The following is a 26,528-nucleotide window of genomic DNA, read 5'->3' on the forward strand; positions in this document are numbered from 1 at the left end:
CAACACCTCACGCGGGGTGGAGCAGCCCGGTAGCTCGTCAGGCTCATAACCTGAAGGTCACAGGTTCAAATCCTGTCCCCGCATCCAGCTTTGCCGAACTCAAAGCCCCATTGGCCTTGCCAGTGGGGCTTTCTGCGTTCAGCGCCAGCGGAAGAGCTCTCCACGCCGCCCGCGCGCAGCATCGATGTCAGGTGGCCGGTGAGTTCCGTGCGATCGGTGAAGACCTCGACGCGCGCGATCAGCGCCCGAAGCGCCTGAAGCACCTTGGGCGAGGCGAGCGTCTGTATCGATGCGCGAAGATTTACGACCCGGGTCCGATAGACCTCCGGGATATTCGGCAGGAAGACGAGCGCAGGCGGCTCGGCCTCGCCAGCCGCGATCTCCCCCGAAGAACTGCCTGACGCGCCTCGAGCTCCTCCAGTCGCTGCTTGAACCCCGCCGTCCGAAGGCCATCGGCGATCGCGTCCATCAGGCCGGACAGCGCGCCCTGGCGCCGGGCAGCTCACGCCGCTTGGCCGAGAGGTCCGAGCCCCGCCCCGAGGCGAGGCGGTTCAACTCGGCGACGAATTCAGCGACCAGTTCCGGGCGCATGAGCTCGCTGCCGAGGGCGTCGAAGATCCGCGCCTCCAACTGGCACAGAATAACGGTTCAGCAGATCGCGGCGACCGCAATTCCACTGAGTGCGCGGTCAAGATAGGGGGCGGTCCGGCTATTCCGGCAGGCGGCGACCTTCGGCGGAGGGCCGCTCGCAACCATCCGGCCGCCTTCGTCTCCGGCGCCGGGACCGATATCTATCACCCAGTCGCTCGCCGCCGCGACCTTCATGTCGTGATCGACCAGGACGACGGTGTTGCCGGCATCGACCAGCGCGCTGAGCTGGCCGAGCAGGCGCTCGACATCGGTCGGGTGCAGGCCGGTGGTCGGCTCGTCGAGTACATAAAGCGCGCCGCCGCGCTGCGCGCGCTGCAACTCGGTGGCAAGCTTCACCCGCTGCGCCTCGCCGCCCGAAAACTCGGTCGCGGGTTGCCCGAGGCGGAGGTAGTCGAGCCCGACCTGGCGAAGCACCGAGAGCGACCGGCCAATGGTTGGCACATCGGCGAAGAACGCCGAGGCATCCTCGACAGTGAGCGCAAGCACATCGGCGATTGTCTTGCCGCGATAGCGGATTTCCAGCGTCTTAGGGTTGTAACGGGTGCCGTGACAGGCGGGGCAAGGCGCGTACACGCTCGGCAGGAAGAGTAGCTCGACCATCACGAAACCTTCGCCCTCGCAGCGCGGGCATCGGCCCTTGGCAATATTGAACGAGAAGCGGCCGGCATCGTAGCGGCGTTTCCTCGCGGCAGGGGTTGCCGCGAACAGCGCACGGACGTGGTCGAACAGACCGGTATAGGTCGCGAGGTTGGAGCGTGGCGTGCGGCCGATCGGCTTCTGGTTGACCTCGATCAGCCGCTTGACGCCTTCGAGGCCACCGACGATTAGGCCTTCCGTAGCGCTGCTGGAGCGGTTCTCGAGCGCGGCTTCGGAATCTGATTCCTCTGGTGCTGCGACGGTGCCGAGCTCGCCGGCCACCATCTCAACCAGCGCCTGGCTGACCAGGCTCGATTTCCCCGACCCGGAGATCCCGGTTACGGTCGTCATCACGCCGAGCGGGATCGCGCAATCGACCTTTTTCAGATTGTTGCGCGAAACTCCCTCAAGTCGCAGCCAGCCAGTAGGCTTGCGCCTGCGGCTCGGCATCCCGCCGCCTTCGTCGAACAGATGGCGCCTCGTCTGCGATGCGGCGACCGCGCGCAGGCCCTCGACCGGGCCGCTGTAGAGGATTTTGCCGCCCTGCTCGCCGGCGGCGGGGCCGACATCGACGATCCAGTCGGCGCGGCGGACGACGTCCATCTCGTGCTCGACCACGAACAGCGAATTGCCGACCGCCTTCAGGCGATCTAGGGCTCGCAGCAGCGCCTCCGTGTCGGCGGGATGGAGGCCGGCAGATGGCTCGTCCATGACATAGACGACGCCGAACAGGTTGGAGACAACCTGCGTTGCCAGCCGCAGCCGCTGCAATTCGCCCGGCGACAGCGTCGGGGTGCTGCGTTCCAGCGTCAGATAGCCGAGGCCGAGGTCGAGCAGCACCGACAGTCGGCGGCACAGATCGCCGGCGATACGCTCCACCACCAGAGCTTTCTCCGGATGGGTCTGACGCAGCGCGGCGAGCTTGCCCGATTTCGCCTCGGCATAGGGCGCGAAGATCTTGGAGAAGCCCGCCATGGGCAGTCGGTTCATTTCGGCCACATCGAGGCCCTCGAAGCGGACCGACAGGGATTCTCGCCGAAGCCTTTTGCCCTCGCAGACCGGGCAGAGACTGGCGATCATGAACCGCGCCGCGCGCTTCTTCATCATCGCGCTCTGGGTGGTCGCATAGCTGTGGGTGACATGGCGCTGCGCGCTCGAGAAGGTGCCCATATAGGCCGGTTCGATCTTGCGGCGGACCGCGCGCTTGATCTCGTCGTGGCTCCAACCGGGATAGACCGGGACCTGCGGCTGCTCCTCGGTGAACAGGATCCAGTTGCGCACCTCCTTCGGTAGGTCGCGCCATGGCGTATCGACGTCGATGCCAAGGCTGATGAGAATGTCGCGCAGGTTCTGGCCGCCCCACGCGATCGGCCAGGCGGCGACCGCGCGCTCGCGGATCGTCTTCGAAGGATCGGGCACCATCGAGGCCTCTGTGACCTCGTGGATCCGGCCGAGGCCTTGGCAGCGCGGACAGGCCCCCTCGGGCGTGTTGGGCGAAAAGCTCTCGGCATCGAGATGAGGCTGGCCGGGCGGATAGTCGCCGGCGCGTGAATAAAGCATGCGCAGCAGATTCGAGAGCGTGGTGACGCTGCCAACGGAGGAGCGGGTGGTTGGCGATCCTCGCTGCTGCTGCAAGGCCACGGCCGGCGGCAGTCCCTCTATTTCATCGACTTCGGGCACCTCCATCTGGTGGAAGAGGCGACGCGCATAGGGCGAGACCGATTCCAGATAGCGGCGCTGCGCCTCCGCATAGAGGGTGGAGAAGGCGAGCGACGACTTGCCCGATCCCGACACCCCGGTGAATACGACCAGGGCATCGCGAGGGATATCGACATCGACATTCTTCAGGTTGTGCTGGCGCGCGCCGCGAACACGGACGAAGCCCGACGCCCGGTTGTCTCGCATGCGAATCTCCTGGCGTCTGATACGCCCCCCCTCGTTCAACTCGGTCGCGCGAGCGTCGGTTGAAAGGCCCAGAAGATCAATCTGACGCGCTCGTTTGCGACGTCGGTGGCCTCTGATCGATCTCAGACATGGCGTAGCCCAGCGTCGGCGCCACGCGCCTGACGAGCGGCTCCCATTCCTCGCGTCTCGCGACATACGCCTCAGTGCCGTCGGAGCGAACTGGGATACCGGCACTCTCGAGAATTCGCGTCGCGGCCGCGTAGCTTCGTCGGAGCCGTCCAGTCTCTCCAGCGAGATCGGTGCGATCCTCAGCGGTTGGAAAATGTGAATCGAGCGTCTCGATCAGCATCCGTGCTCCGCGCCGGATGGATGCGACAGCGGCGGAGGTCGCAAGGCCGCCATAGCGCTGCCGGTCGAGTGCTGTTTCGATCAGCGTGGTCGCGTCAAGAAGGACGAAGCTGAAGCGCGACACCGCGTAGCGCGGCTCCTCGAAGCGAAAGTAGAACAGCAAGGGATAGAAATGGTGCGCCTCCTTGGTTGCGGCGAGAGACCCGACCAGGTTCCCGAGCTGGCTCTTCAGGTTTGAAGGGTCACCTTCGGGCATGAGGCGCGCGAGCATGACCGCTGCGTCTCCGGTGCCGTCGGTCATCAGGTCGACCGTCAGCGCCAGCGCGTTGCGCTCGCGGAGGCCCGAATAGACCTGGACGAGGTAACTCAGCACCAGCGACACCACCGACGCGCCGACTAGGGAGTTCATCAGGAAGAGCAAGCGCGTGCCCGTCGTGTAGGGTGAATGGTCCCCGCCGCCAACGATCGACAGGCTGTTGCCCGCGACGAGGAGGGACGTGAGGAAATCGGTATGGGTTTCGCCGCCGGAAGCGCGGATCGCGGCGCCGAGCTCAGGCTGGATGACCAGGGCTGCGCCAAGCGTAAGGCCCATCGACCAGAAACCGAAGAGTGACACGACGATGAGCGGACCGGCCAGCGAGAGCAACGTGCCGCGGCGCCTGCCAGCCAGATGGGCGAGGCCGCGGAGCACCGTCCATACCGCGCGGTTCCAGAGGGGTGCGAGGAGCCCGGAGCCCGCCCGGGCATAGAGCACGGTCAAAAAGATATCGGCAAGAAACAGCAGCGTCAGAATGACGCCGAGCATCTGTTCGAGCATCACGGCTCAGCTTCCCGTCCGCTGCCACTTCACGGCGTGAAAACGGCCCGAAGACAGCCATCCTCCTTATGCTTGAACATGCGATACCCCGTCGGGCTGTCCTCCAGCGAGAAGCGATGGGTGGCCAGGGCGGCAGGGGTCAGCTCGCCGCGGAGGGCGTGTTCCAGGAGGCGCGGGACATAGGCCTGGCCATGTTGCTGGGCCGTCCGCACCGTCACGCCCTTGTTCATCAACAGCCCAAGGGGGAATTTGTCCATCATGCCATAGACCCCCAGGATAGAGAGCGTGCCGCCCTTGCGGACCGCGTACATCGCCTGGCGCAGCGCGGCCCCCCGATCCGTTTCCAGATAGAGCGCCTGCTTGATGCGATCGTAGGCGTGCTGGGCGCCCTGACCGTCCGCCTCCATGCCGACGGCATCGATGCACGCATCCGGACCGCGCCCGCCCGTCAACTCTTTCAGGGCCTCGATCACGTCCACCTTGGTGAAGTCGAGCGGGATGGCGCCGAAAGCCTGCGCCTGGGCAAGCCGTTCGGGATACTGGTCGATCGCGATCACGCGTTCGGCCCCGAGGATCATCGCGCTCTGCTGCGCCATCAGCCCGACGCCGCCGCAACCCCAGACCGCGATCACGTCACCGCGCTGGATGTTGCAGAAATCCGCTCCCATGAACCCTGTCGGGGCGGCATCGGAGATGAACAGCGCGTCCTCGTCCGCCAGGCCACCGGGCACGACGAAACAGTCGGTGTCGGCAAACGGCACGCGGACATATTCCGCATGCGAGCCCGCATAGCCGCCAAAGGCGTGCGAATAGGCATAGATGCCCGCCGTCGGATAGCCGAGCAGCGGCTCCTGCAGTTCGGGCTTGGGATGGCTGGTGTCGCAAAGCGAATAGAGATCGTGCTCGCAATACCAGCATTGCCCGCAGGCGATGAAGGACGGCACGACGACGCGGTCGCCGCGCTTCACCTTCGCCACCTCGCGCCCGACGTCGACAATCTCGCCCATGAACTCGTGGCCCAGGACGTCGCCCTCGCGCATCGTCGGGATCAGCCCGTCGATCAGGTGCAGGTCAGACCCGCAGGTGGTGGACAGACGCACCTTGAGGATGACGTCCTTGGGATTCAGGATCGCGGGGTCGGTGACCGTCTCGACGCGAAGGTCGTTGACGCCGTTCCAGCAGAGTGCGCGCATCGGCCTGGCTCCTAGCGGTCCGATCCACCCTTGCGGGCGGCAGGTTGCGGTTCGGTGGCAGGAATTTCTCCGGACAGCGCGAGCGCGCGGAAGCGGTAGAGCGCCTTTCCCACGATCTCCTCCGGAACGATGTGGAAAAGCTTGCTCAGCGCCTCGCCGACGACTCCGCCGGGCGGATCGAACCGTACATTGAGGTGAAGCTCGGTGCCGCGATCGCCCGGCGCCGGCCGGAAGCGGAGTGTGCCGGCGTTCGGGACGTCGGCGCCGTCCAGCGAGGACCAACGGATCTGATCCGAGCCGGTGTCGATGATCTCCGTGCGCCACCGATATTGGCCGCCTGCCGGGCCGCGGGCGACCCAGTCCGCGGTGCGGCCGTCGAGCGCGGTCACGTCGGCGAAATGCGCCCATATGCGGGCCTGCGTGTCCGGATCGAGCCAGAGCGCACGAAGGTCATCGGGGGACCGGCCGATCGTGACCGCAGCGCGTGCGGAGGCCTCAAGCTCCGATTCAGGGGCGTCGTGCCGAATTGAGGCGTTCATGCCGGTCTCCTCGGGTTGAGTGCGACCGACTTAGAGTTTGATGATTGTTGGCCACATAGGGACGATCCCTAAGGAACTTTACCCCGCCGCGACGTGTTATCGACCTGCCGGCACCTTGCCTGCAGGAGGGCCGGCAGATGTCGGAAGATCAATTCAGCAACGAAGCCGGCCAGGAATCGTCGACACACGATCGCGTGGAACGTGCGCTGCAGGACGAGTGCATGCTGCTTGCTTCGGTTCTTCAGAACCTGCCGCTTGGGGTCGGTGTCTATAACTGCGACGGCAATCTCATTCACTACAATCAATCCCTGCGGGGCGATGCAGGCCAGGGCCGTCTGCCCTCGCGCCAGCCGGCGGAGGCGGGACGTTGGCGAGGGTACGACTCCAGCGGCCGATTGCTCGACCCCAGCGACTATCCCGGCGCGCGTGCGCTGCGTGGCGAACGGGTGATGCCGGGCATCGACTTTCTGTATGAGGGCCGCGACGGGCCGGAGCGCTGGATGCGCGTCAGCGCGGTTCCCTTTCGCCGCGAAGGTGCCGAAGGCGATGAAGCCATTCTCGTTGTGCAGGACATCGACGATCTCAAGCGCGCGCGCGAGCAAATCGAGGCGGTCGTTTCGAGATACGCCAGCCAATCGCGATTTCTGGAAGCGATGCTGTCGTCGATCCCCGACTGCGTCTACGCTTTCGATGCCGGGCGCCGTTTCGTCTATGCCAATCCCGTCATGCTAGACCTGTTCGGACTGACAGCCGGCGACATGCTGGGCCGGACCTTCGAGGATCTGGGTTATCCGCCCGAGCTGGCGAGCCATCTGAACAGGGACATCGATCGCATCTTCAAGGATGCTGTGACAATCGAGGACGAGGTGTTCTTCGAAAGTCCGACCGGCATCGCCGCCTACTTCGCCTATCGTTGGGGGCCTGTCCGCGCCGACGATGGTTCGGTCGAACTCGTCGTCGGTGTGTCCCGGGACATCAGCCAGCGGCGATCTTTCGAGGAGGTCTCGAGGCACAGCGAAGCACGCCTTCGCGCTGCCACGGAGTTGGTCGGCCTCGGCATCTATGCGTGGGATCCCGTCACGGGTGCGCTCGACTGGGACGAGCGATTACGCCTCATGTGGGGGCTTTCGCCCGACGACCCGGTCGACATGTCGGTTTATGAAGCGGGTATCCATCCCGAGGACCTTTCGCGTGTTCGGGAGGCGATCGCCGCCTGCGTGGATCCGGCGGGCGATGGTCGTTATATGATCGAGTATCGCGTGATCGGGCGGGATGACGGCATCACCCGTCACATCGCGACTTCAGGTCGTACAGAGTTTGAATATGGTCGCGCGGTTAGCTTCATCGGCGCCGCCATCGATGTCTCCGAGCAGCGTCGGAATGAGGCGGCGGTGCGCGCCAGTGACGCACAGTTCCGGAGCTTCGCCGAGAATAGCAGCAACCTGCTTTGGATCGCCGAGACGGCGTCTGGTGAGATCGTCTATCGCAGCTCCGTCTTCGAACTGATCTGGGGCGAGTCACTCGACAAGGCGCCGGACAACCTCGAGACTTGGTTGGAAGGCGTCCACCCTGATGATCGCTCGGGTGTGCTTCGCGCGTTGGAGAGCGTGAAGGCCGGTGAGGTCACCCGGCATGAATACCGCATCGTACGCCATAAGGACGATGGAGTCCGATGGTTGCGGGATACGAGTTTCCCAATCCGTGACAGCCATGGCGCGATTACGCGAATCGGCGGCATTGCGGAGGACCTGACCCATGAGGATAGCCGGCAGGTCTATATCGTCAGCGCCAGGGAGTCCGAAGCACGCCGTCTTGCCGGTCTGGTCCGCACGGGCGGCTACCATGCCCGCATCTTCGGGAGCGCCGCCGCCTTCCTCGACATAGCGCCGGTCCTCGCGCCTGGTTGCGTTCTGGTAGACCTCCGCGGGAAGCGGGAGGCCGGCATGGCGATCCCGCGCGAGCTCAAGGCACGGTCCATCGCCCTGCCAACGATAGCGCTGGATGACGCCGGGGCCGGAGCCGACGCAGCTGTTGCGGCGATGAAGGCCGGTGCGATGGATGTCATCCTGTTCAGCGAAGAGGCTGTCCTGCGAAACAAGCTGTGCGCGGTCGTCGCAGAGTGCCAGGCGGCAGTGCGCCCCGCGACGCGAAACGAGGAAGCCAGTGCGCATATTGCCCGCCTGACGCCGCGCGAACGCGAAGTGCTGGTCGGGCTGGTGGAAGGCGGCACCAACAAGGTCATCGCCCAGGCACTTGGCATCAGTCCACGAACCGTCGAACTGCATCGGTCCCAATTGATGAGCAAACTGGATGCCGGCAGCTTGACCGAACTGGGCCAGATCGCGCACGCGGCGGGTATCGCCCGGTCCGGCGCGGGCGCAAGGGCGCGGAAGCCGACTTAGGGCATTCCGGATGCCGCAACACGTGGTCAAGGCCTGACACCGGACATGGTGGATGGCGGCGGCCTTCCATTTCCGGCCGGCGCACTCTGACAGCGGCAGACAGGTAGCGATCAAATCGGCGGCGCGGCTGCGCGCGTACAGTTCCTTAGGGAAGGTGCGAGTGCCCACAAGCCCGCAACATCTGCAAAACCGTTCAGACATCGCAGGAGCTTCGGGATGGACGACTCTGCACCTGATACATCGCGTGAACCCGCCGCGCCGGTTGACCAGCCGGGAGCCGGGGTGGCGAAAGCGCTGTTTGTCCGCCTTACCGCGCAAGAGGGTAAGGGCGACGATGTCGATACCTTTCTGCGCGACGGCCTGGAAGCCGTCATGGAGGAGCACGACACGACCACATGGTATGCCGTGCGCTTCGGCCAGGACGACTTCGCGATCTTCGACACCTTCCCGGATGACGCAGGGCGCCGTGCCCATCTCGCCGGCAAGGTCGGACGCGCACTCGCTGCCCGCGCTCCGGAATTGTTCGCGAGCCCCCCGGAGATCGAGCACGCCCAGGTGCTGGCCTACAAGCTGCCCGGCCAGAGCGGCCAGGTGAGTGGGTGATGTCAGACCCGCGCGACATCACGAGGGTGCCCCGCATCATCACGCGCTCAGACAACCGACCGTTTCACGAAGGAGGATGTCATGAGAGCAGTCGTCTATAACGGCCCGCGCGATGTGGCGGTGCAGGACGTCCCCGACGCGAAGATCGAAAAGCCAACCGACGTTCTGGTGAGGATCACCAGCACCAACATCTGCGGCTCCGATCTGCACATGTACGAAGGCCGCACCGACTTCCAGCCCGGCGGCGTGTTCGGGCACGAAAATCTCGGTCAGGTGGCGGAAGTGGGGGGCGCGGTCGACCGCGTGAAGGTAGGCGACTGGGTCGCCGTCCCCTTCAATATCGGCTGCGGGTTCTGCAAGAACTGCGAACGCGGTCTGAGCGCCTTCTGTCTGACCACGGCCGACCGGAGCGTCATGCCGAACATGGCAGGCGCCGCCTACGGCTTCGCCGGCATGGGGCCCTATCGGGGTGGCCAGGCCGATCTCCTTCGCGTTCCCTACGGCGACTACAACTGCCTGAAGCTGCCGCCGGACGCACAGGAGCGTCAGAACGATTATGTGATGCTGGCCGACATCTTTCCAACCGGCTGGCACTGTACCGAGCTGGCAGGACTGTGCCCCGGAGAATCAATTGTCATCTTCGGCGCCGGGCCGGTCGGCCTGATGGCGGCGCATTCCGCCATGATCAAGGGCGCCTGTATGGTCATGGTGGTTGACCGTCATCCCGATCGGCTGCGGCTGGCGGAATCGATCGGTGCCATCGCCATTGATGATTCCAAGGGCTCCCCGGTGGAGCAGGTACTGGAACTGACGAACGGCATCGGCGCCGACAGGGGCTGCGAATGCGTTGGCTACCAGGCCCACGATCCTGAAGGCCAGGAGCATCCCAACATGACCATGAACGACCTGGTGAAGTCGGTGAAGTTCACCGGCGGCATCGGCGTGGTCGGCGTCTTCGTCCCGCAGGATCCAGCCCCCCAGGACCCGATCTACGCGCAGGGCGAGATTCTGTTCGACTACGGCCTGTGCTGGTTCAAGGGGCAAACGATCGGAACGGGCCAGTGCAACGTGAAAGCCTATAACCGTCAGCTGCGCGACCTGATCTCCACCGGGCGGGCCAATCCCTCGTTCATCGTGTCGCACGAACTGCCGCTGGGCGAGGCGCCGGCCGCGTATCGGCATTTCGACGCGCGTGCTGATGGCTGGACGAAGGTGATCCTCAAGCCCGCCGCATGACGGCCGATCCGGGGCAGGGCGGCCGCTCGGCCTCACTTGCGCTCCATCGCCCCAACAACGAGGAACGCCATGCCGATCTACCACTATCATTGTCCTGCCTGCGGGCCATTCACGGCGATGCGGGCCATGGCAGCATTCCGCGACCCATGTGCCTGCCCAGCTTGCGATGCCGCGGCGCCGCGGATGTTTTTGAGCGCCCCGGCCCTCGCAGGCATGGCCCCGAAACCGCGCAGCGGTGTCGCCTCGAACCCGCGTGGAGCAAGCGGTCAGCCTGGCCCTCCGGCGGCACATCCCGCCGGCTGCGGATGTTGCGTACGCCGATGGCCCATCCCGGGCGCGCTGTCCTCAAAAGGCCGCGTATTCGCCGCGAGTGGACCGGTGCCCCGAAGCGGAGGGTGAACGCGGTCCCGTATCCCCACTTGCTGAATGGAGAATGACATGGCCTCTCAAACCCTCGATGGCCTGAAGGTCGCCATCCTCGTCACGGACGGCTTCGAGCAGGTCGAGATGACCGAGCCGCGCGAAGCGCTGGATGAGGCGGGCGCCGACACAAGGCTCGTATCGCCCAAGGACGGCCAGGTAAAGGCTTGGGACTTCACGGATTGGGGTGACACCTTCCCCGTTGACGTGCTCCTGGAAGACGCCCGGCCCGAAGCGTTCGACGCACTTCTGCTGCCAGGCGGCGTCATCAACCCCGACGAGCTTCGGACGCTGCCCGAGGCGGTCGCGTTCGTGAAGGCCTTCTTCGAGGCCGGCAAGCCGGTCGCGTCGATCTGCCACGGCCCCTGGACCATCATCGAGGCGGGGGCCGCTCGCGGGCGGCGCCTGACCTCCTGGCCGTCGCTGAGGTCCGACCTCCGGAACGCAGGGGCGGAGTGGGTGGATCAGGAGGTCGTCGTCGATCAGGGCCTGGTCACGAGCCGCAAGCCCGACGACCTCCCGGCTTTCAATCGGGAAGTCATCAACCTGTTTGCTGGCGTAGGCGCGCCATCGCGGCAGGCCGCGGACAAGTGAGCGCCGCGGGCGGCCCGGCGCGGAGGCAGGATGGTATCGAGCTACAGCCGTTTGGTTCCGCCGGGCGCAACGTCGCGGTGATCGGCCAAGGGACTTGGCACATCGATGACGCACACCGGCCGACCGCCATCGCCGCCCTCGTCCGCGGTCTGGACCTCGGCATGACCCATATCGACACCGCTGAGATGTATGGCGACGCCGAAGATGTGGTAGGCGATGCGATCACCGGCCGGCGCGACGAGGTCTTCCTCGTTTCCAAGGTCGTGCCGAGCAACGCCTCGAGCGCCGGCACGGTCGCGGCCTGTGAGCGCTCGCTCACGCGCCTGCGCACCGATCGGCTCGACTGCTATCTCCTGCACTGGCGCGGTTCGTACCCGCTGGAGGAGACGTTCGGCGCCTTCGAGCTGCTCCGCGAGCAGGGAAAGATCCTGTCGTGGGGGGTCAGCAATTTTGACGTGCCCGACCTCGAAGCGGCCTGGAAAGCTGGTGGCGAGGGCCGGATCGTTTGCAACCAGGTGCTCTATCATCTGGAGGAGCGTGCGATCGAACACGCCGTGCTGCCCTGGTGTGCGGCGCATGGCCTCGCCACAGTCGCCTATAGCCCCTTCGGCCATGGCAGCTTCCCGGACGCGCGTTCGCCGGGTGGCCGAGTGCTGGCGGAGATTGCGGCAAGCCACCGAGCGACCCTGCGACAGGTGGCGCTCCGCTTCCTCACGCGGCACTCGTCCTCCTTCGCCATCCCAAAAGCTTCGAGCCCCGAGCACGCCACCGAGAATGCGGGTGTCGGCCCGCTGCGGCTGACCGATGCCGAACTCGCTCGGATCGACGCCGCCTTCCCACTCGGCCTGCCGCCCCGGCGGCTGCCCATGCTTTAAGTCAAAGGCCCTGTCGGCGTCGACTAAAGGACGGCCTCAGACGGCGAGAATGAGATGGGCTCTAAAAGGCAGTGGCCGTTCGGTATGGCCCACCGGCTCTTCATCTTCGTCATCCGGATATGCGGCCTCGCTCGAAGTGAACTCGAATTCGCCTCGCCCGGCAGGCCATAGGCGGAACCCTGTCCCGCACCCCAATCCAAAACAAACCAAAAAGCCCGTCGCCGCCAAGCGACGGGCTTTCGGTGTTCAAGGCCAACAGAAGAAGGTAAGAAAGCGGCCCCGCGCATTGGTCGGGGACCGTTTCTACTTTCCGGCAAGTAGCCTTCGAACGCGCGGCGCCTTCACCCGCTGAACGGAACGTGCACCCATCCCTGCATCAGGATGCGCGCGCTGCGGCTCATGATGGCCTTGGTCACGGTCCACTGGCCATCCACCTGCTTCGCTTGCGAACCCACCCGCAGCGTGCCGGAGGGATGCCCGAAGCGTACCGACTCCCGCTCGCCGCCGCCGGCCGCCAGGTTCACCAGCGTGCCGGGCACGCCGGCTGCCGTTGCGATGGCCACCGAGGCCGTGCCCATCATGGCATGGTGCAGCTTGCCCATGGACATCGCGCGAACCAGCACGTCGACGTCGCCCGTGCCGATCGCCTTGCCGCTGGACGACGTGTATTCGCGAGGCGCTGAAACCCAGGCGACCTTCGGCGTATGCTGGCGCTGCGCGGCCTCCTCGACCGACTTGATGAGGCCCATGCGGAGCGCGCCATAGGCGCGGATCTTCTCCAGCCGCGCCAGCGCCGCCGGATCGCCGTTGATGTCGTCCTGCAACTCGGTGCCGCGGTAGCCGATGGCTTCGGCATCCAGGAAGATCGTCGGGATGCCCGAATTGATCATGGTCGCCTGGAAGGTGCCGACCCCGGGCACCTCCAGCGTGTCCACCAGGTTGCCGGTGGGGAACATGGACCCGCCATCCCCATCATCCGCCGGATCCATGAATTCCAGCCGGACCTCGGCGGCCGGGAAGGTCACGCCGTCCAGCTCGAAATCGCCGGTCTCCTGCACCTCGCCGGCCGTCATCGGGACGTGGGAGATGATGGTCTTGCCGATATTGGCTTGCCAGATCCGCACGATGGCGACGCCGTCGCGCGGGACGCGGGCCGGATCGACGAGACCGTTGCGGATCGCGAAGGGGCCGACCGCGGCGGAGAGATTGCCGCAGTTCCCGCTCCAGTCCACGAAGGGCTTGTCGATCGAGACCTGACCGAAAAGATAGTCCACGTCGTGGTCCGGCCGCGTGCTGCGGCTCAGGATCACCGACTTGCTCGTGCTGGAGGTGGCGGCGCCCATGCCGTCGGTCTGCTTGCCGTAGGGGTCGGGGCTGCCGATCACGCGCAGGAGCAGCCGGTCACGCGCCGGGCCGGGCACGCGCGCGACCTCCGGCAGATCATCCAGCACGAAGAAGACCCCCTTGCTCGTACCGCCGCGCATATAGGTGGCGGGAATCCTGATCTGGGGGGCGTAGGCCATGGTCGCTTCCTGAGTCGTGCGTTGGGCGCAGGATACCCCGCGCCGTTATTTGTGGAAGGCGCCGGCGGTCAGCCGGCCTTCGACGGTATCTCGGCCTCCAGGAAGTCCTGCGCGAAGCGCTGCAGCACGCCGCCCGCCTCGTAGATCGAGACCTCCTCGGCGGTATCGAGCCGACAGGTCACGGGCACTTCCGCCGTGCTGCCGTCGCGGCGATGGATCACCAGTGTCAGATCCGCGCGCGGCGTGCGTCCGCCGACCACGTCGTAGGTTTCGGTGCCATCGAGGCCGAGCGTCAGCCGGTTGGTGCCCGGCTTGAACTCCAGCGGCAGCACGCCCATGCCGATCAGGTTGGTGCGATGGATGCGCTCGAAACCCTCGGCGACGATGGCCTCGACGCCCGCGAGCCGCACGCCCTTCGCCGCCCAGTCGCGCGAGGAGCCCTGACCGTAATCGGCGCCCGCGATGATGATCAGCGGCTGCCTGCGATCCATGTAGGTCTCGATCGCTTCCCACATGCGCATGACCTGGCCGTCCGGCTCCACACGCGCCAACGACCCCTTGCGCTGGGTCCCGTCGGCGTTGCGTGCCATCTCGTTCACCAGGGTGGGATTCGCGAAGGTCGCGCGCTGCGCCGTCAGATGGTCGCCGCGATGGGTCGCGTAGGAATTGAAGTCCTCCTCCGGCAGCCCCATCCGCGCGAGATACGCACCCGCCGCGCTGTCGAGCAGGATGGCGTTGGAGGGCGAGAGGTGGTCGGTGGTGATATTGTCGCCCAGCAGCGCGAGCGGCCGCATGCCGCGCAGCGTGCGCTCGCCGGCCAGCGCCCCTTCCCAGTAGGGCGGACGGCGGATGTAGGTGCTCATCGGCCGCCAATCGTAGAGCGGGCTGACCTTCTTCCGCGCGCCCTGGTTGCCGAACATCGGCGCATAGACCTTGCGGAACTGGTCGGGCTTCACTGCGGAGGCGACCACCGCGTCGATCTCCTCGTCGCTCGGCCAGATGTCCTTGAGGCGGATCTCCTTGCCGCTGGGATCGATGCCCAGCACGTCGCGCTCGATGTCGAAGCGGATGGTGCCGGCGATGGCATAGGCCACCACCAGCGGCGGCGAGGCGAGGAAGGCCTGCTTCGCATAGGGATGGATGCGGCCGTCGAAGTTGCGGTTTCCGGAGAGCACCGCCGTCGCATAAAGATCGCGGTCGATGATCTCCTGCTGGATCGCCGGGTCGAGCGCTCCGGACATGCCGTTGCACGTCGTGCAGGCGAAGGCGACGAGGCCGAAGCCCAGCGCCTCCAGCTCCGTCGTCAGGCCCGCTTCATCCAGGTAGAGCGCCACCGCCTTGGAGCCGGGCGCCAGCGAGGACTTCACCCAGGGCTTGCGCACCAGCCCCGCCCGGTTCGCGTTTCGCGCCAGAAGCCCGGCGGCGATGACGTTGCGCGGGTTGGAGGTGTTCGTGCAGCTCGTGATGGCCGCGATGATGACGGCGCCGTCGGGCATCAGGCTGCCCTCCTGCGTCCAGGGTGCGCTGATGCCGCGCTCCGCGAGATCCGAGACCGGCAGCCGGCGATGCGGGTTGGACGGGCCGGCCAGCGTCCGCACCACGGTGGAGAGGTCGAAGCGCAGCACGCGCTCGTACTCCACCTTCGCGAGATCGCCGGACCACAGGCCGGCCGTCTTCGCATAGGTCTCCACCAGCTTGATCTGCGCATCCTCGCGCCCGGTCAGGCGCAGGTAGTCGATGGTCTGCTGGTCGATCGAGAACATGGCGGCGGTGGCGCCGTATTCCGGGGCCATGTTGGAGATGGTCGCGCGGTCGCCCAGCGTCAGGCTCGACGCGCCCTCGCCGTAGAATTCCAGCCAGGCGCCGACGACGCGCTCCTTGCGCAGGAACTCGGTCAGCGTCAGCACGATGTCGGTCGCGGTGATGCCGGGGCGGGCCTTGCCGGTGAGCTCCACGCCGATGATGTCAGGCAGGCGCATCCAGGAGGCGCGGCCGAGCATGACGTTTTCGGCCTCGAGCCCGCCGACGCCGATGGCGATGACGCCCAGCGCATCGACATGCGGCGTGTGGCTGTCCGTGCCCACCAGCGTGTCGGGGAAGGCCACGCCGTCCAGCGTGTAGATGACGGGCGACATCCGCTCCAGGTTGATCTGGTGCATGATGCCGTTGCCGGGCGGCACGATCTCCATGTTCTGGAAGGCGTGGCGCGTCCATTCGATGAAGTGGAAACGGTCCTCGTTGCGGCGGTCCTCGATGGCGCGGTTCTTGGCGAAGGCGTCCTTCTCGAAGCCCGCATGCTCGACGGCCAGCGAGTGGTCGACGATAAGCTGCACCGGCACGACCGGGTTCACCTTCGAGGGATCGCCGCCCTTCTCCGCGATGGCGTCGCGCAGGCCGGCGAGGTCCACCAGCGCCGTCTGGCCCAGGATGTCGTGGCAGACGACGCGGGCCGGGTACCAGGGGAAATCCAGGTCCCGCCGGCGCTCGATCAGCTGGGTCAGGGCATCGGCCAGCAACGCCGGGGGGCAGCGGCGGACCAGGTTCTCGGCCAGGACGCGGGAGGTATAGGGCAGGCCGTCATAGGCGCCGGGCTTGATCGCCTCTACGGCGGCGCGAGTGTCGAAGAAGTCCAGATCCGTGCCAGGCAGGCGCTTCCGATATCGCGTGTTCATACTTCACTCCCGGGCCGGGTTTGGGCCAGCGATCTTCATTCGATGTCGATACCGCAGAAGCCGCCGGGCCGAGGGAGCGGCGCGGAAGGCGGGCTGCTGCCCCGCCGCTCTTGGATGCGGCGAGGGGGGCATTGTGCGCGGTGTGGGTTGGTGGCGCCAGATGTGGGGTGCGAACCAATGCGTGTTAAGGGCGATGCGCGGCTGGCGCCGAACGGGGTCACCCAGCCCTTACCAGCTGCCTAAGGGCTGTTCAGAGCCTTGACGATGCGTTGGAGGGCGTTTTCCCAGGGTGGCAATGAGACGCCGAAGGTTTGCTGGAGCTTGGAGNGCGCTGGCCGAGGCGCAGGAGCGCCTGGTCTCCGCGACCGACCAGGTGCGCCGGCTGGAGATCCGCGCGCCCGTCGCCGGCACGGTCGTCGGCCTTGCCATCTTCACCGTCGGCGCGGTCATCTCGCCGGGTCAGCTCCTCATGCAGATCGTGCCGACCGAGGACCGCCTCCTCGCCGAGGCCGAGATCCGCCCCGAGGATGTGGAGCGTCTGAGGCCGGGGCGGCGTGCCGTGATCCAGCTCACGGGCCTGCCGCAGGTGGAACTGCCGCAAGTGGCGGGAGAACTCCTGCTCGTCTCCGCCGATCGTCTCACCGAGCAGCGCACCGGCACGCCGTTCTACAAGGCGAGGGTCGCGATCGACGAGGAGAGCCGTGTCAGGCTCTCCGGCAGGCAAATCGTTCCTGGCATGCCCGTCCAGGTCATGATCGCCACGCGGCAGCGAACGGCGCTCGGCTACCTGCTAGACCCCGTCATGCTCACCCTCGGGCGCGCCATGCGAGAGAGATAGACGGCCAGAAGGGCGAAGCGGGCCGGATGCGTGCAGCACAGCCGCCGACACTGAGAGGAGGGCTGGCTGCTGGCCGCCCACCCGACCGGAAAGCTACTCACCGAGTCTGGTTGGCCATGAGCCGAACTCAGTCCCCGCATCCACCAAACCAAAAAGCCCCACTGGCTCCACCAGTGGGGCTTTCTGGGTTCAGGGCAAATGGAAGAAGGTGGCTCACACCGCGCGAGGAGAATAGCGATATCGGCTGGGCAGACAAAATCCGAACGCGGGCGACCTCGCTGTCCCGACAAAGAAGAATTGCCCACTCTTATAGTGGATCTGGTGATTTGCGCGACGGCCCCGAAAATAATGAACGGTTAGAGGTCCGGTCTAAGTGCGTTGGAGATCATATAAGGGTATTAAAAGCTCATACTTGTATTTCTATACTATTTCTGCTGCGCGCTCACCCGAATAGCCCGGCTCCGTCGGCGGCGACCCGTTCACACGCCGCTATGCGTCGGCAGAGCTCGCCGAGATTACGCGGAGGCCCGCAGGGCTCAGCCGGGCGCAATCGATGGCGGGACGTTTCAATACCTCGAAAGGTCCTGCAGTCCGATAAGTGTCCTTGTTTGGAGGTGTGATCGTCGGAGCATAGCTCCCGCACGACTCTGAACTGCTTGAACGAGGCTTCCAGCAGAGCCGTCATCATCTCTTCAATGGCGTGGCTCAGGGTCTGGACGAACAGCGGTCTTGAGGCAGACCGTGCCGGTCATCACCCCCTTGCGAGCGTCCCGGCCAGGAAGGTGTCCACGGCGGCTGCGACCCGGTAGGAGATCTCGCTCGGATCCGGCTCCTCTCGCTGGCCCAGCAGCATCCACAGATGCGGCTCACCGATTGCGAGCCCGAAGAGCATGCCGGCGGCCATGGACGTATCCGCGATATTCAGCCGGCCTCGGGCCACATGAACCTCCAGGCACCGCTGCAGCGCGCCCGCGCCGCGGCCGCTGCTGGCCCGGTGAAAGGCGGCCGCGATCTCGGGGGCGCGTTTCACCTCGGAGGAGATCAGGCGGAAAATCGCGATGTGCCGGCCGTTCAGGATGTGGGCTGCCGCCCGTTCAAGGATCGCGATGAGGCCTTCCCGCGGCCCGGCTTCCACCTCCTTCGGCGCCACGGTCAGAAGGGGCGCGAAATGGGCCGTCAGAACGGCCTCGAACAACGCTTCCTTCGAGGCGAAGACCTGGTAGAGCGTCTTCTTCGACATGCCGGCCCGGCGTGCGACCTCGTCCATGTTCGCCGCCGCGTAGCCCTCGCGGACGAACACGTCCTCCGCCACCCGGATCAGTGCCTCGCGTCGCTCCGCATCGGTGCGTCGCGGCCGGGAGGCGCTCACGGCCGAGCGGCGTCGGTCCAACCGCCGCCGAGCGTCTTGTAGAGCGTGACGAGCGTCTGCAGCCGCTGCAGGCGCAGGTTCACGAGTTGCTGCTGCGCGGTGAACAATTGCCGCTGGGAGTCCAACGGCGTCTGGTAGGTATCGAGCCCGCTGCGGAAGCGTAGCATCGAGAGGCGGAAGGCGTCGGCATAGGCATCGGCCAGCGCCGTCTGCGCCTGAATCTGCGTATCGTAAGTTCCGCGGGCGGCCAGGACATCGGCGACCTCCCGGAACGCGGTCTGGATCGAACGCTCGTATTCGGCGACCTGAATCTGCGTCTGTACCTTCGCGAGGTCCAGACTTCCGCGTAATGCGCCGGCCGAGAAGATGGGGAGATTGATCTGCGGCGCGAAACTCCAGCTGCCGCTCCCGGCCGCGAAGAGATTGCTGAAGCTCGAGCTCGCGGTGCCCGCGCTCGCCGTCAGCGTGATGGACGGGAAGAAGGCGGCGCGCGCCGCGCCTATATTGGCATTGGCCGCGCGTAGATTGTGCTCAGCCGCCAGCACGTCGGGCCGGCGCAGCAGGATGGCGGAATCGAGCCCCGCCGGGACCGTGGCGATGGCGGCAGCCCCTGGCAGCGAGGCGCCGAGCAGCTCGCCCGGCACCGGCGCGCCGACCACCTCGACCAGCGCGTTGAGGTCCTGAGCCTCCAGCCGCGTGTACTGCGCGAGGCTGGCGCGGGCGGATTCCACGGAGGTTTGGGCCTGGCGCAGAGCCAGCGCCGTGGCCGTCCCGCCATCATAGCCCGCCTGGGTGAGACGCAGCGCATCCTGCTGGTTCGTGAGCGTCTGCTCGGTGAGCGCGAGGAGCTCCCGGTCGGCGAGCACGGTGAGCCAGGCATTGGCGACCTGCGCGACGAGGCTGATCTGGGCGCTGCGCCGCGTCTCCTCATAGCCCAGATATTGCTCGAAGGATTGCTCGCTCAGGCTGCGAACGCGGCCGAAGAGATCGATCTCATAGGAGGTGAAGCCGATGCCCCCGGACCAGGACCGGCTCGTGAGCGCCCGTCCGCTGGAGGAGAGATCGGCCGGAAGCCGTTGCGCGGAGAGCGAGCCGTTCGCGCCGATCTGAGGCAGCAGGTCGGCCCGCTGGACGCGATAGCGTGCCTCCGCTGCCGCTACGTTGAGGGCCGCCACGCGAAGATCGCGATTGTTCGCCAGGGCCAGCTCGATCACGCGCTGGAGCCGCGGGTCGCGGAGCACATCGCGCCAGCCCATCGCATCGGCAGGGATGGCCGATGCTGCCTCGGGCGGTCGCCGGTACGCGGGTCCATCGGGCCAGGCCGCCGGCGCGGGCGAGGCAGGGCGGTCTAGCGCCGGGATCAGGCTGCAGCCGGAGAGAAGCAGCGCTGCCAGCGGCAGCGCGATCAGGTGGTTTCGCATGATCACTCTCCGGCCGCGGGCTGCGGTTGCGGCTGCGGCGGCTCGGCCGTGGGGCGCTTCACCCGGAAGAGGTTCAGCACCACGAGGAAGAAGACGGGAACGAAGATGATGACGAGCAGCGTGCCGGAGACGACGCCGCCGACCACGCCGATGCCGATGGCATTGCGGCCGCCCGCGCCGGCACCCGTGGAGATCGCGAGCGGCATCACGCCGAGCACGAAGGCGAGCGAGGTCATGACGATCGGCCGCAGGCGCTGGCGGGCTGCGAAGATTGCGGCCTCCGTCAGGCTCTTCCCGCGCTCGAGCTCCTCCTTGGCGAATTCGACGATCAGGATCGCGTTCTTCGCGGTCAAGCCAACCGTGGTGAGAAGGCCGACCTGGAAGTACACATCGTTCGCCATCCCGAAATGCCACGTCGCCAGCACCGCGCCGAGGACGCCGAGAGGTACGGCGAGCATGACGGCCGCCGGGATCGCCCAGCTCTCGTAGAGCGCGGCCAGGCACAGAAACACCACCAGCAACGACAGGACGTAGAGCGGCGCCGCCTGCGCGCCGGACTGGCGTTCCTCATAGGACAGGCCGCTCCAGTCGAAGCCGATGCCGGCCGGCAGCTGAGCGGCCAGACGCTCCATCTCCGCCATGGCCTGGCCGGTCGAGGCGCCGGGGGCGGCGTTGCCCATGATCTGGAAGGAGGCGACGCCGTTGAAGCGTTCCAGCTTTGGTGGACCGTAGATCCATTCGGCGGTGGCGAAGGCGGAGAAGGGGACCATCTGGCCCGACGAATTGCGGACGAACCAGCTTTCCAGATCCTCCGGCAGCATGCGGGAGGAAGCGTCGCCTTGCATGAAGACGCGCTTCACCCGGCCCCGGTCGATGAAGTCGTTCACGTAGCTGGAGCCCCAGGCGGACTGGACCGTGCTGTTGATGCTTGCGACGGTCAGCCCCAGCGCGCTCGCGCGCTCCCAATCGATGACGAGGCGATACTGCGGCTCGTCATTCAGCCCATTGGGCCGCACGCCGACCAGCAGCGGGCTCTGCGCGGCGAGGCCGAGCAGTTGGTTGCGAGCGGCCAGCAGGCGCTCGTGGCCAAGTCCGCCGCGGTCCAGCAGCTGGAACTCGAAGCCCGAGGCATTGCCGAGCTCCATGATGGCGGGCGGCGCGAAGGCGAAGATCATGGCGTCGCGATAGCCGCCGAAGCGCTGCATGACGCGCTGCGCCAGGGCATTTACGCTGGTCTGGGCACCCGGCCGCTCATCCCAGTCCCGCAGGCTGATGAAGGCCATGCCGGAGTTCTGGCCACGGCCGCCGAAGCTGAAGCCGGTGATGCCGAAGACCGATTTGACGGTGCTCTTCTCCTCCTCGAGCAAATAGCGCGTCAGTTCGTCCACGGCGCGCTGCGTGCGCTCCACGGTGGCGCCGGGTGGGGCGACGACCTGCACGAAGAGCGTGCCCTGATCTTCCTCTGGCACGAAGGATTTCGGCAGCCGGACGAAGACGAAGGCCATGATGGCGGCCAGGAGCATATAGAGCAGCAGCATCCGTTTCGGCCGCCGCAGGGCACCCCCCACGCCACGCTCATAGGAACGGGCGCCACGGTCGAAGCTGCGGTTGAACCAGCCGAAGAAGCCGCGCTTCTCGTGATGTCCCTTCGCCGGCTTCTTCAGGATGGTCGCGCAGAGCGCAGGGGTGAAGACCACAGCCGTCAGCACCGAGAGCGCCATGGCCGTCGCGATGGTGACCGAGAACTGGCGGTAGATCACGCCCGTGGAGCCACCGAAGAATGCCATGGGCAGGAACACGGCCGAGAGCACCAGGGCGATGCCCACCAGCGCACCGGTGATCTGATCCATCGACTTTCGCGTGGCCTCGAGCGGGGAGAGGTTCTCCTCCTCCATGAGGCGTTCGACGTTCTCGACCACGACGATGGCGTCATCCACCAGCAGGCCGATGGCCAGCACCAGGCCGAACATGGTCAGCGTGTTGATGCTGTAGCCCAGGGCCAGCAGCACCCCGAAAGTGCCAAGTAGCACGACCGGCACGGCGATGGTCGGGATCAGCGTCGCGCGGATGTTCTGCAGGAAGAGGAACATCACGAGGAAGACGAGGACGATCGCCTCCACCAGCGTCTTCAACACCTCATGGATCGAGAGGCGGACGAAGGGCGTCGTATCGTACGGGTAGACCACGTCGACGCCGGCAGGAAAACTCGGGCGCAGGCGCTCGATGGTGGCGCGGACGGCCTGCTCCGTATCCAGCGCATTGGCGCCGCTCGCGAGCTTGATGGCGATGCCCGAGGCGAACTGGCCATTGTAGCGCGAGGTGATGGCATAGTTCTCGCCCCCCAGCTCGACGCGCGCCACGTCGCGCAGCAGCACGCGGGAGCCGTCCGGCTGCACGCGCAGCAGGACGCCGCCGAACTGTTCGGGCGTCTGGAGATAGGAGGGGCCGATGATGGTGGCGTTGAGCTGCTGGCCCGCGACCTGCGGCAGCGCACCGAGCTCACCCGAGGCGATTTGGACGTTCTGGGCCTGGATGGCTGTGGCGACATCGGCCGGCGTGAGGCCGAAATTGACGAGCTTTGCGGGGTCGAGCCAGATGCGCATCGCGTACTGCGCGCCGAAGAGCTGGTAATCGCCGACGCCCGGCGTGCGGCTCAGCGGGTCCTGCACGCTGGAGGCGATGAAGTCGGAAAGGTCTGCATTGTTCAGGCGCCCGTCGGTGGAGACGAAGCCCACCACCAGCAGGAAGTTGCGCGTCGCCTTCGCGATGCGCAGGCCCTGCTGCTGCACCGCCTGCGGCAGGCGGGGCGTGGCCAGCGAGACCTTGTTCTGCACCTGCACCTGCGCGACGTCCGGGTCCGTGCCCTGGGCGAAGCTGAGGGTGATGGTGGCGCTGCCGTCCTTCGCCGTCTCCGAGTTGAAGTAGAGCAGGTTGTCGATGCCGCTCAGCTGCTGCTCGATGATCTGCACGACGGTGCTCTGCACTGTCTCGGCCGAGGCGCCGGGATAGGTGACGGAGATCGAGATGGAGGGCGGCGCGATGTTGGGATATTGCGCGATCGGCAGGCTCCGGATCGCGAGGAAGCCCGCCAGCATCGTGGCGATGGCGAGCACCCAGGCGAAGACCGGGCGGTCGATGAAAAAGCGTGCCATGGGATGACGCTCAGCGGCCGGCCAGGGTGATCTCGGTCGCGCGGACCTTGCCGCCGGGCCGGGCGCGCTGGACGCCCTCCACGATCACGCGCTCTCCATCCGCCAGCCCCTCGGTCACGAGCCAGGAGGTGCCGATGGCGCGGGCCGCGTTCAGGATGCGGGCCTCGACCGTGCCGTCCTCCTTCACGACCAGGGCCGTCGCCTCGCCGCGCGGCGTGCGCGTCACGGCCTGCTGTGGCACCATCAGCGCCTGGTCGGTGACGCCTTCCTCAAGCTGCGCGCGGACGAAGAGGCCGGGCATGAGCTGGCCATGGGGATTGGGGAAGACGGCGCGCACGGTCACCGAGCTCGTGCCCTGGTCCACGATGACCTCGGAGAACTGGAGGCGGCCGGGTTCCGGATATTCAGTGCCATCCTCCAGCTTCAGGCGCACCACCGCCTGGCCCTCGCTGTCCCTGCGAAGCGCGCCGCTGGCGAAGTCGCGCCGCAACCGCATCAGGCGCGACGCGGGCTGCGTCATGTCCACATAGATCGGGTCGAGCTGGGTGATCGTGACGAGCGAGTTCGTCTGCTGGGCGGTGACCAGCGCGCCGGGCGTGACCGAGGAGCGCCCCGCGAGGCCGGCGATGGGCGAGGACACCGTCGTGTAGGCCAAGTTGATGCGTGCCGTCTCGACGGCGGCCTTGGCCTGGGCGACATCAGCCTCGGCCTGGCGCAGCGCGGCTTCTGCGAGGTCGAGGTCCTGCTGACTGACGGCGCGGGCGCGAACCAGCGGCCGGTAGCGCTGGACGGTGACCAGCGCCGAGGCGGCGGTCGCCTCGCTGCGCTGGAGCGTCGCCTGCGCGCTGTCGAGTGCGGCCCGGTAGGGTGCCGGGTCGATCTGGTAGAGCTTCTGCCCGGCGGTGACCGCCGTACCCTCCTGGAACAGGCGCTCCTGCAGCACGCCACCCACCTGCGGCCGGATCTCGGCGGTCAGGAAGGCGGAGGTGCGGCCGGGCAGTTCCATCATCAACGGAACCGCGGTCCGCCGGAGAGTAACGACCGAAACCTCGGGCGGGGGAGGGGCCTGGGGCGTCGCCGCCTGGGTTCCGCCCGCATCGTCGCAGCCGGCGGTGAGGAGGGCGGCCGAGAGAGCCAGCGCCGGGAGGGCGAGCGTCGCTATGCGCGGGAGAACGGGCATGGGAATCGCTTTCAAAGGGAAACTCGTCAGTTTTAGATACCGGTGAGTTTCCTTTTGGTCAAGCGAGAGCCAGCCCGGGACTGCCCTGGCGCAAAAAGGCTTGGTTCTCGTGGATTAGTCCGGTCTCGACCCGCGCAAGAAAAGATCGACGGCGCGGTTCACCAGCCCCGATACCTCGGCCGCCGATGGCTGTTCACGCAGCCCCAGCATCAGCAGCACATGCGCCTTGCCCACGGCCATTCCATAGAGCATGCCGGCCGCCTCCAACGGGTCCGTGATCCGGATGCGGCCGGCTTGCGCGTGATAGGCGATGCAACGCTGGATCGCGTCCTGCCCGCGGCCTGGCCCGGTGCGATGAAAGGCCTGGGCCAGTTCCGGGGAGCGGCGGCTCTCGGCCGCGAGCAGCCGGAAGAGGCTGACCTGCTTGGGATCGAGGATGGTGACGGCCGCGCGTTCCAGCAGCGCGACGAGGGAGGCCCGCGGGTCCTCGCCGGACTCGTCGGGCGAGGACTCATGGAGAGGCGAGAGCTGGTGTGCCACCACGGCCTCGAACAACGCGGCCTTGGACGGGAAGATCTGATAGAGCGTCTTCTTCGACATGCGCGCGCCGCGGGCGACATCGTCCATGTTCGCGGCGGCGTAGCCCTGGGCCAGGAAGACCTCCTCGGCCGATTGCAGGATGGTCCCCCGGCGCTCGGTCTCGGAAAGGCGCCGCCGAGCTGGGCTTGTCTCCGCCAGCGCGATGTCGGCCTCGGCACCTGTCATGATCGTTCCTCCGAGTCGTATCGATGCAGATTTTCATGATCGCGAGGGATTTGCATCAGCCACGTGCTCGGCTTCCTTGCGGGCGTTGCATCGGAGATTCGCATGCCCTCCATCCGGGAAGCCGTTCAGGCGCAGACGCCACTTGTGCAGAACCTCTTGGACGGCGTGGCGCGGATCGGGGCCGATCCGCCTGGCATCACGCGCGACGCGTTCGGCCAGGGCGAGAACGGCGCCATGGCCCTGATCGCGGAGGCGGGGCGGGCACTCGGGATGTCTGCCGCCACCGATGCGGGGGCGAACCTCACCCTGCGCTGGGCGGCCGCCAGAGCCGAGGCGCCGCCCATCCTGATCGGTTCGCATGTCGATAGCGTGGTGCAGGGCGGCAATTTCGATGGCGCGGCCGGCGTGATCGCGGGCATCGGCGCCGTGGCTGCCGTGCAAGCCGCCGGCATCGCCCCGCGCCGGGACATTGAGGTGCTGGCCCTGCGCTGCGAGGAGGCGGTCTGGTTCGGCCTCGGCCTCATCGGCAGCCGCAGCATGCTGGCGCGGCTGCCTGACGGGGCGCTGGATCTGCCGCATGCCCGCACGCGCCGGACCCTGGCGCAGAGCATTGACCATTGCGGAGGCGATTCCGCGCGCCTCCGGGCGAAGACGCCGTTGCGCGACCCCCGCGAGATGGGCGCCTATCTCGAGATCCATATCGAACAGGCGCCACAATTGATCGAGGCGGGCGCGCCGCTGGCGGTCTGCCTCGCCAATCCGGGCAATGTCCGGCATCCCTTCATCCGCATCACGGGCGAGGACGCGCATACCGGCCTGCCGCACCGCTTCCGGCACGATGCCGCACTCGCGGGCGCGGATCTGTCGCTCGCGCTGGAGCGGCTCTGGCTGGATGAGGAGGCTGCGGGCCACCCGATGGCCGTGACCATCGGCCGCTTCCACACCCCGGCCGATCGGCACAGCCTGACCGCCGTTTCCGGCCAGTTCGAGCTGAGCCTCGACCTGCGTGCCTATGACGCGGCCCATCTCCAGAGGCTCGAGGGCGAGTTGCAGCGCCTGGTGGCGGAGGTCGCGGCACGGCGGAAGGTGCGGATCGAGCTGGGCGAGCGCAGCGCGGCGGCGCCCGGACCCATGGACCCGCGCCTGATCCGCGAGCTTTCGGCGGCGGCGGAGCGCTGCGGCATCGTCGCGCCGCGCCTGAACAGCCCGGGCAGCCACGACGCCAACAACTTCGCCGCCTCCGGCGTGCCGACGGCCATGCTGCTCGTCCGCAACCAGAATGGCAGTCATAACCCCTATGAGGCCATGGACACACCGGACCTCATGGCCGCCATCGCCGTGGCGGCCGAGTGGATCGCTTCGGCGTAACGCCGGAACGTTGAAGTGGCC

At 66.8% G+C, this 26,528-nt stretch carries 21 protein-coding genes and 1 tRNA gene; 9 read left to right on the forward strand and 13 right to left on the reverse strand.

Annotated elements, in window-relative coordinates:
- The first annotated feature begins 10 nt into the window (after nucleotides 1-10).
- Nucleotides 11-87: transfer RNA gene (locus WJM96_RS07445), tRNA-Met, on the forward strand.
- On the opposite strand, the gene WJM96_RS07450 is transcribed toward WJM96_RS07445, so the two are convergent.
- The 6 genes from WJM96_RS07450 to WJM96_RS07475 all read right to left on the reverse strand — a co-directional run bounded on the left by WJM96_RS07450 (nucleotide 66) and on the right by WJM96_RS07475 (nucleotide 6,089).
- Nucleotides 66-263, reverse strand: coding sequence for a hypothetical protein (locus WJM96_RS07450; RefSeq protein ID WP_424811839.1), 198 nt, complete (start codon nucleotides 261-263; stop codon nucleotides 66-68). The two genes, WJM96_RS07445 and WJM96_RS07450, sit on opposite strands and share 22 nt — an antisense overlap.
- 205 nt (nucleotides 264-468) lie before the next feature.
- Complete coding sequence (locus WJM96_RS07455; RefSeq protein ID WP_424811840.1) at nucleotides 469-630, reverse strand: hypothetical protein; 162 nt, start codon at nucleotides 628-630, stop codon at nucleotides 469-471.
- Between the two features lie 18 nt (nucleotides 631-648).
- Nucleotides 649-3,192, reverse strand: coding sequence for an excinuclease ABC subunit A (locus tag WJM96_RS07460; RefSeq protein WP_424811841.1), 2,544 nt, complete (start codon nucleotides 3,190-3,192; stop codon nucleotides 649-651).
- Between the two features lie 76 nt (nucleotides 3,193-3,268).
- Nucleotides 3,269-4,360: a hypothetical protein gene (locus WJM96_RS07465; RefSeq protein ID WP_424811842.1), complete on the reverse strand. Its 1,092-nt coding sequence runs from the start codon at nucleotides 4,358-4,360 to the stop codon at nucleotides 3,269-3,271.
- Between the two features lie 26 nt (nucleotides 4,361-4,386).
- Nucleotides 4,387-5,550, reverse strand: coding sequence for a zinc-dependent alcohol dehydrogenase (locus WJM96_RS07470; protein ID WP_424811843.1), 1,164 nt, complete (start codon nucleotides 5,548-5,550; stop codon nucleotides 4,387-4,389).
- A gap of 11 nt (nucleotides 5,551-5,561) precedes the next feature.
- Entirely contained in the window at nucleotides 5,562-6,089 is a 528-nt protein-coding gene (locus WJM96_RS07475; protein WP_424811844.1) for an SRPBCC family protein, read from the reverse strand.
- 137 nt (nucleotides 6,090-6,226) lie between these two features.
- On the opposite strand from WJM96_RS07475, the gene WJM96_RS07480 reads away from it, so the two are divergent.
- The 6 genes from WJM96_RS07480 (at nucleotide 6,227) to WJM96_RS07505 (ending at nucleotide 12,219) form a co-directional block, all read left to right on the forward strand.
- Nucleotides 6,227-8,491, forward strand: coding sequence for a PAS domain S-box protein (locus tag WJM96_RS07480; protein ID WP_424811845.1), 2,265 nt, complete (start codon nucleotides 6,227-6,229; stop codon nucleotides 8,489-8,491).
- A gap of 216 nt (nucleotides 8,492-8,707) precedes the next feature.
- Nucleotides 8,708-9,094, forward strand: coding sequence for a putative quinol monooxygenase (locus tag WJM96_RS07485; protein WP_424811846.1), 387 nt, complete (start codon nucleotides 8,708-8,710; stop codon nucleotides 9,092-9,094).
- An 81-nt stretch (nucleotides 9,095-9,175) separates the two neighbouring features.
- A complete protein-coding gene (locus tag WJM96_RS07490) occupies nucleotides 9,176-10,330 on the forward strand; it encodes a glutathione-independent formaldehyde dehydrogenase (protein WP_424811847.1) in 1,155 nt (384 codons plus the stop codon).
- Between the two features lie 69 nt (nucleotides 10,331-10,399).
- Complete coding sequence (locus WJM96_RS07495; protein ID WP_424811848.1) at nucleotides 10,400-10,729, forward strand: FmdB family zinc ribbon protein; 330 nt, start codon at nucleotides 10,400-10,402, stop codon at nucleotides 10,727-10,729.
- A 39-nt stretch (nucleotides 10,730-10,768) separates the two neighbouring features.
- The gene (locus WJM96_RS07500; RefSeq protein ID WP_424811849.1) at nucleotides 10,769-11,344 is read left to right on the forward strand and encodes a type 1 glutamine amidotransferase domain-containing protein; all 576 of its coding nucleotides are present in this window, start codon (nucleotides 10,769-10,771) and stop codon (nucleotides 11,342-11,344) included.
- The gene (locus WJM96_RS07505; RefSeq protein WP_424811850.1) at nucleotides 11,341-12,219 is read left to right on the forward strand and encodes an aldo/keto reductase; all 879 of its coding nucleotides are present in this window, start codon (nucleotides 11,341-11,343) and stop codon (nucleotides 12,217-12,219) included. Before WJM96_RS07500 ends, WJM96_RS07505 begins: the two co-directional genes overlap by 4 nt.
- 341 nt (nucleotides 12,220-12,560) lie before the next feature.
- On the opposite strand, the gene prpF is transcribed toward WJM96_RS07505, so the two are convergent.
- Together prpF and acnD are read right to left on the reverse strand one after the other, a co-directional pair.
- Nucleotides 12,561-13,742 (reverse strand): 2-methylaconitate cis-trans isomerase PrpF, encoded by a 1,182-nt coding sequence (gene prpF / locus WJM96_RS07510; protein WP_424811851.1) that lies wholly within the window; start codon nucleotides 13,740-13,742, stop codon nucleotides 12,561-12,563.
- A 68-nt stretch (nucleotides 13,743-13,810) separates the two neighbouring features.
- Nucleotides 13,811-16,414 (reverse strand): Fe/S-dependent 2-methylisocitrate dehydratase AcnD, encoded by a 2,604-nt coding sequence (acnD, locus tag WJM96_RS07515; protein ID WP_424811852.1) that lies wholly within the window; start codon nucleotides 16,412-16,414, stop codon nucleotides 13,811-13,813.
- Nucleotides 16,415-16,709: 295 nt separating this feature from the next.
- Between acnD and WJM96_RS07520 the strand changes: the two genes are divergently transcribed.
- Nucleotides 16,710-17,252 (forward strand): HlyD family efflux transporter periplasmic adaptor subunit, encoded by a 543-nt coding sequence (locus tag WJM96_RS07520; protein WP_424811853.1) that lies wholly within the window; start codon nucleotides 16,710-16,712, stop codon nucleotides 17,250-17,252.
- Between the two features lie 751 nt (nucleotides 17,253-18,003).
- On the opposite strand, the gene WJM96_RS07525 is transcribed toward WJM96_RS07520, so the two are convergent.
- The 5 genes from WJM96_RS07525 to WJM96_RS07545 all read right to left on the reverse strand — a co-directional run bounded on the left by WJM96_RS07525 (nucleotide 18,004) and on the right by WJM96_RS07545 (nucleotide 25,139).
- Complete coding sequence (locus WJM96_RS07525; RefSeq protein WP_424811854.1) at nucleotides 18,004-18,621, reverse strand: TetR/AcrR family transcriptional regulator C-terminal domain-containing protein; 618 nt, start codon at nucleotides 18,619-18,621, stop codon at nucleotides 18,004-18,006.
- On the reverse strand, nucleotides 18,618-20,042 hold the full coding sequence (locus WJM96_RS07530; protein ID WP_424811855.1) for an efflux transporter outer membrane subunit: 1,425 nt from the start codon (nucleotides 20,040-20,042) through the stop codon (nucleotides 18,618-18,620). Before WJM96_RS07530 ends, WJM96_RS07525 begins: the two co-directional genes overlap by 4 nt.
- A gap of 2 nt (nucleotides 20,043-20,044) precedes the next feature.
- A complete protein-coding gene (locus WJM96_RS07535) occupies nucleotides 20,045-23,194 on the reverse strand; it encodes an efflux RND transporter permease subunit (RefSeq protein ID WP_424811856.1) in 3,150 nt (1,049 codons plus the stop codon).
- 10 nt (nucleotides 23,195-23,204) lie between these two features.
- Nucleotides 23,205-24,374 (reverse strand): efflux RND transporter periplasmic adaptor subunit, encoded by a 1,170-nt coding sequence (locus WJM96_RS07540; RefSeq protein WP_424811857.1) that lies wholly within the window; start codon nucleotides 24,372-24,374, stop codon nucleotides 23,205-23,207.
- Nucleotides 24,375-24,488: 114 nt separating this feature from the next.
- Nucleotides 24,489-25,139 carry a TetR/AcrR family transcriptional regulator C-terminal domain-containing protein gene (locus WJM96_RS07545; RefSeq protein ID WP_424811858.1) on the reverse strand — a complete coding sequence of 217 codons (651 nt, stop codon included), beginning with the start codon at nucleotides 25,137-25,139 and terminating at the stop codon, nucleotides 24,489-24,491.
- 102 nt (nucleotides 25,140-25,241) lie between these two features.
- On the opposite strand from WJM96_RS07545, the gene WJM96_RS07550 reads away from it, so the two are divergent.
- Nucleotides 25,242-26,507, forward strand: coding sequence for a hydantoinase/carbamoylase family amidase (locus tag WJM96_RS07550; protein ID WP_424811859.1), 1,266 nt, complete (start codon nucleotides 25,242-25,244; stop codon nucleotides 26,505-26,507).
- The last annotated feature ends 21 nt before the right edge of the window (nucleotides 26,508-26,528 follow it).

Origin of the sequence: Roseococcus sp. YIM B11640 (assembly GCF_049727625.1) — a bacterium.
In the GTDB taxonomy this organism is placed as follows: Bacteria; Pseudomonadota; Alphaproteobacteria; order Acetobacterales; family Acetobacteraceae; genus Roseococcus.

What these genes read in the sequence shown, in the direction of transcription:
- acnD (WP_424811852.1), bottom strand. Translation starts at nt 16,414, where the DNA reads ATGAACACGCGATATCGGAAGCGCCTGCCTGGCACGGATCTGGACTTC.
- WJM96_RS07495 (WP_424811848.1), top strand. Translation starts at nt 10,400, where the DNA reads ATGCCGATCTACCACTATCATTGTCCTGCCTGCGGGCCATTCACGGCG.
- WJM96_RS07470 (WP_424811843.1), bottom strand. Translation starts at nt 5,550, where the DNA reads ATGCGCGCACTCTGCTGGAACGGCGTCAACGACCTTCGCGTCGAGACG.
- WJM96_RS07530 (WP_424811855.1), bottom strand. Translation starts at nt 20,042, where the DNA reads ATGCGAAACCACCTGATCGCGCTGCCGCTGGCAGCGCTGCTTCTCTCC.
- WJM96_RS07475 (WP_424811844.1), bottom strand. Translation starts at nt 6,089, where the DNA reads ATGAACGCCTCAATTCGGCACGACGCCCCTGAATCGGAGCTTGAGGCC.
- WJM96_RS07480 (WP_424811845.1), top strand. Translation starts at nt 6,227, where the DNA reads ATGTCGGAAGATCAATTCAGCAACGAAGCCGGCCAGGAATCGTCGACA.
- WJM96_RS07545 (WP_424811858.1), bottom strand. Translation starts at nt 25,139, where the DNA reads ATGACAGGTGCCGAGGCCGACATCGCGCTGGCGGAGACAAGCCCAGCT.
- WJM96_RS07540 (WP_424811857.1), bottom strand. Translation starts at nt 24,374, where the DNA reads ATGCCCGTTCTCCCGCGCATAGCGACGCTCGCCCTCCCGGCGCTGGCT.
- WJM96_RS07460 (WP_424811841.1), bottom strand. Translation starts at nt 3,192, where the DNA reads ATGCGAGACAACCGGGCGTCGGGCTTCGTCCGTGTTCGCGGCGCGCGC.
- prpF (WP_424811851.1), bottom strand. Translation starts at nt 13,742, where the DNA reads ATGGCCTACGCCCCCCAGATCAGGATTCCCGCCACCTATATGCGCGGC.
- WJM96_RS07535 (WP_424811856.1), bottom strand. Translation starts at nt 23,194, where the DNA reads ATGGCACGCTTTTTCATCGACCGCCCGGTCTTCGCCTGGGTGCTCGCC.
- WJM96_RS07500 (WP_424811849.1), top strand. Translation starts at nt 10,769, where the DNA reads ATGGCCTCTCAAACCCTCGATGGCCTGAAGGTCGCCATCCTCGTCACG.
- WJM96_RS07485 (WP_424811846.1), top strand. Translation starts at nt 8,708, where the DNA reads ATGGACGACTCTGCACCTGATACATCGCGTGAACCCGCCGCGCCGGTT.
- WJM96_RS07550 (WP_424811859.1), top strand. Translation starts at nt 25,242, where the DNA reads ATGCCCTCCATCCGGGAAGCCGTTCAGGCGCAGACGCCACTTGTGCAG.
- WJM96_RS07490 (WP_424811847.1), top strand. Translation starts at nt 9,176, where the DNA reads ATGAGAGCAGTCGTCTATAACGGCCCGCGCGATGTGGCGGTGCAGGAC.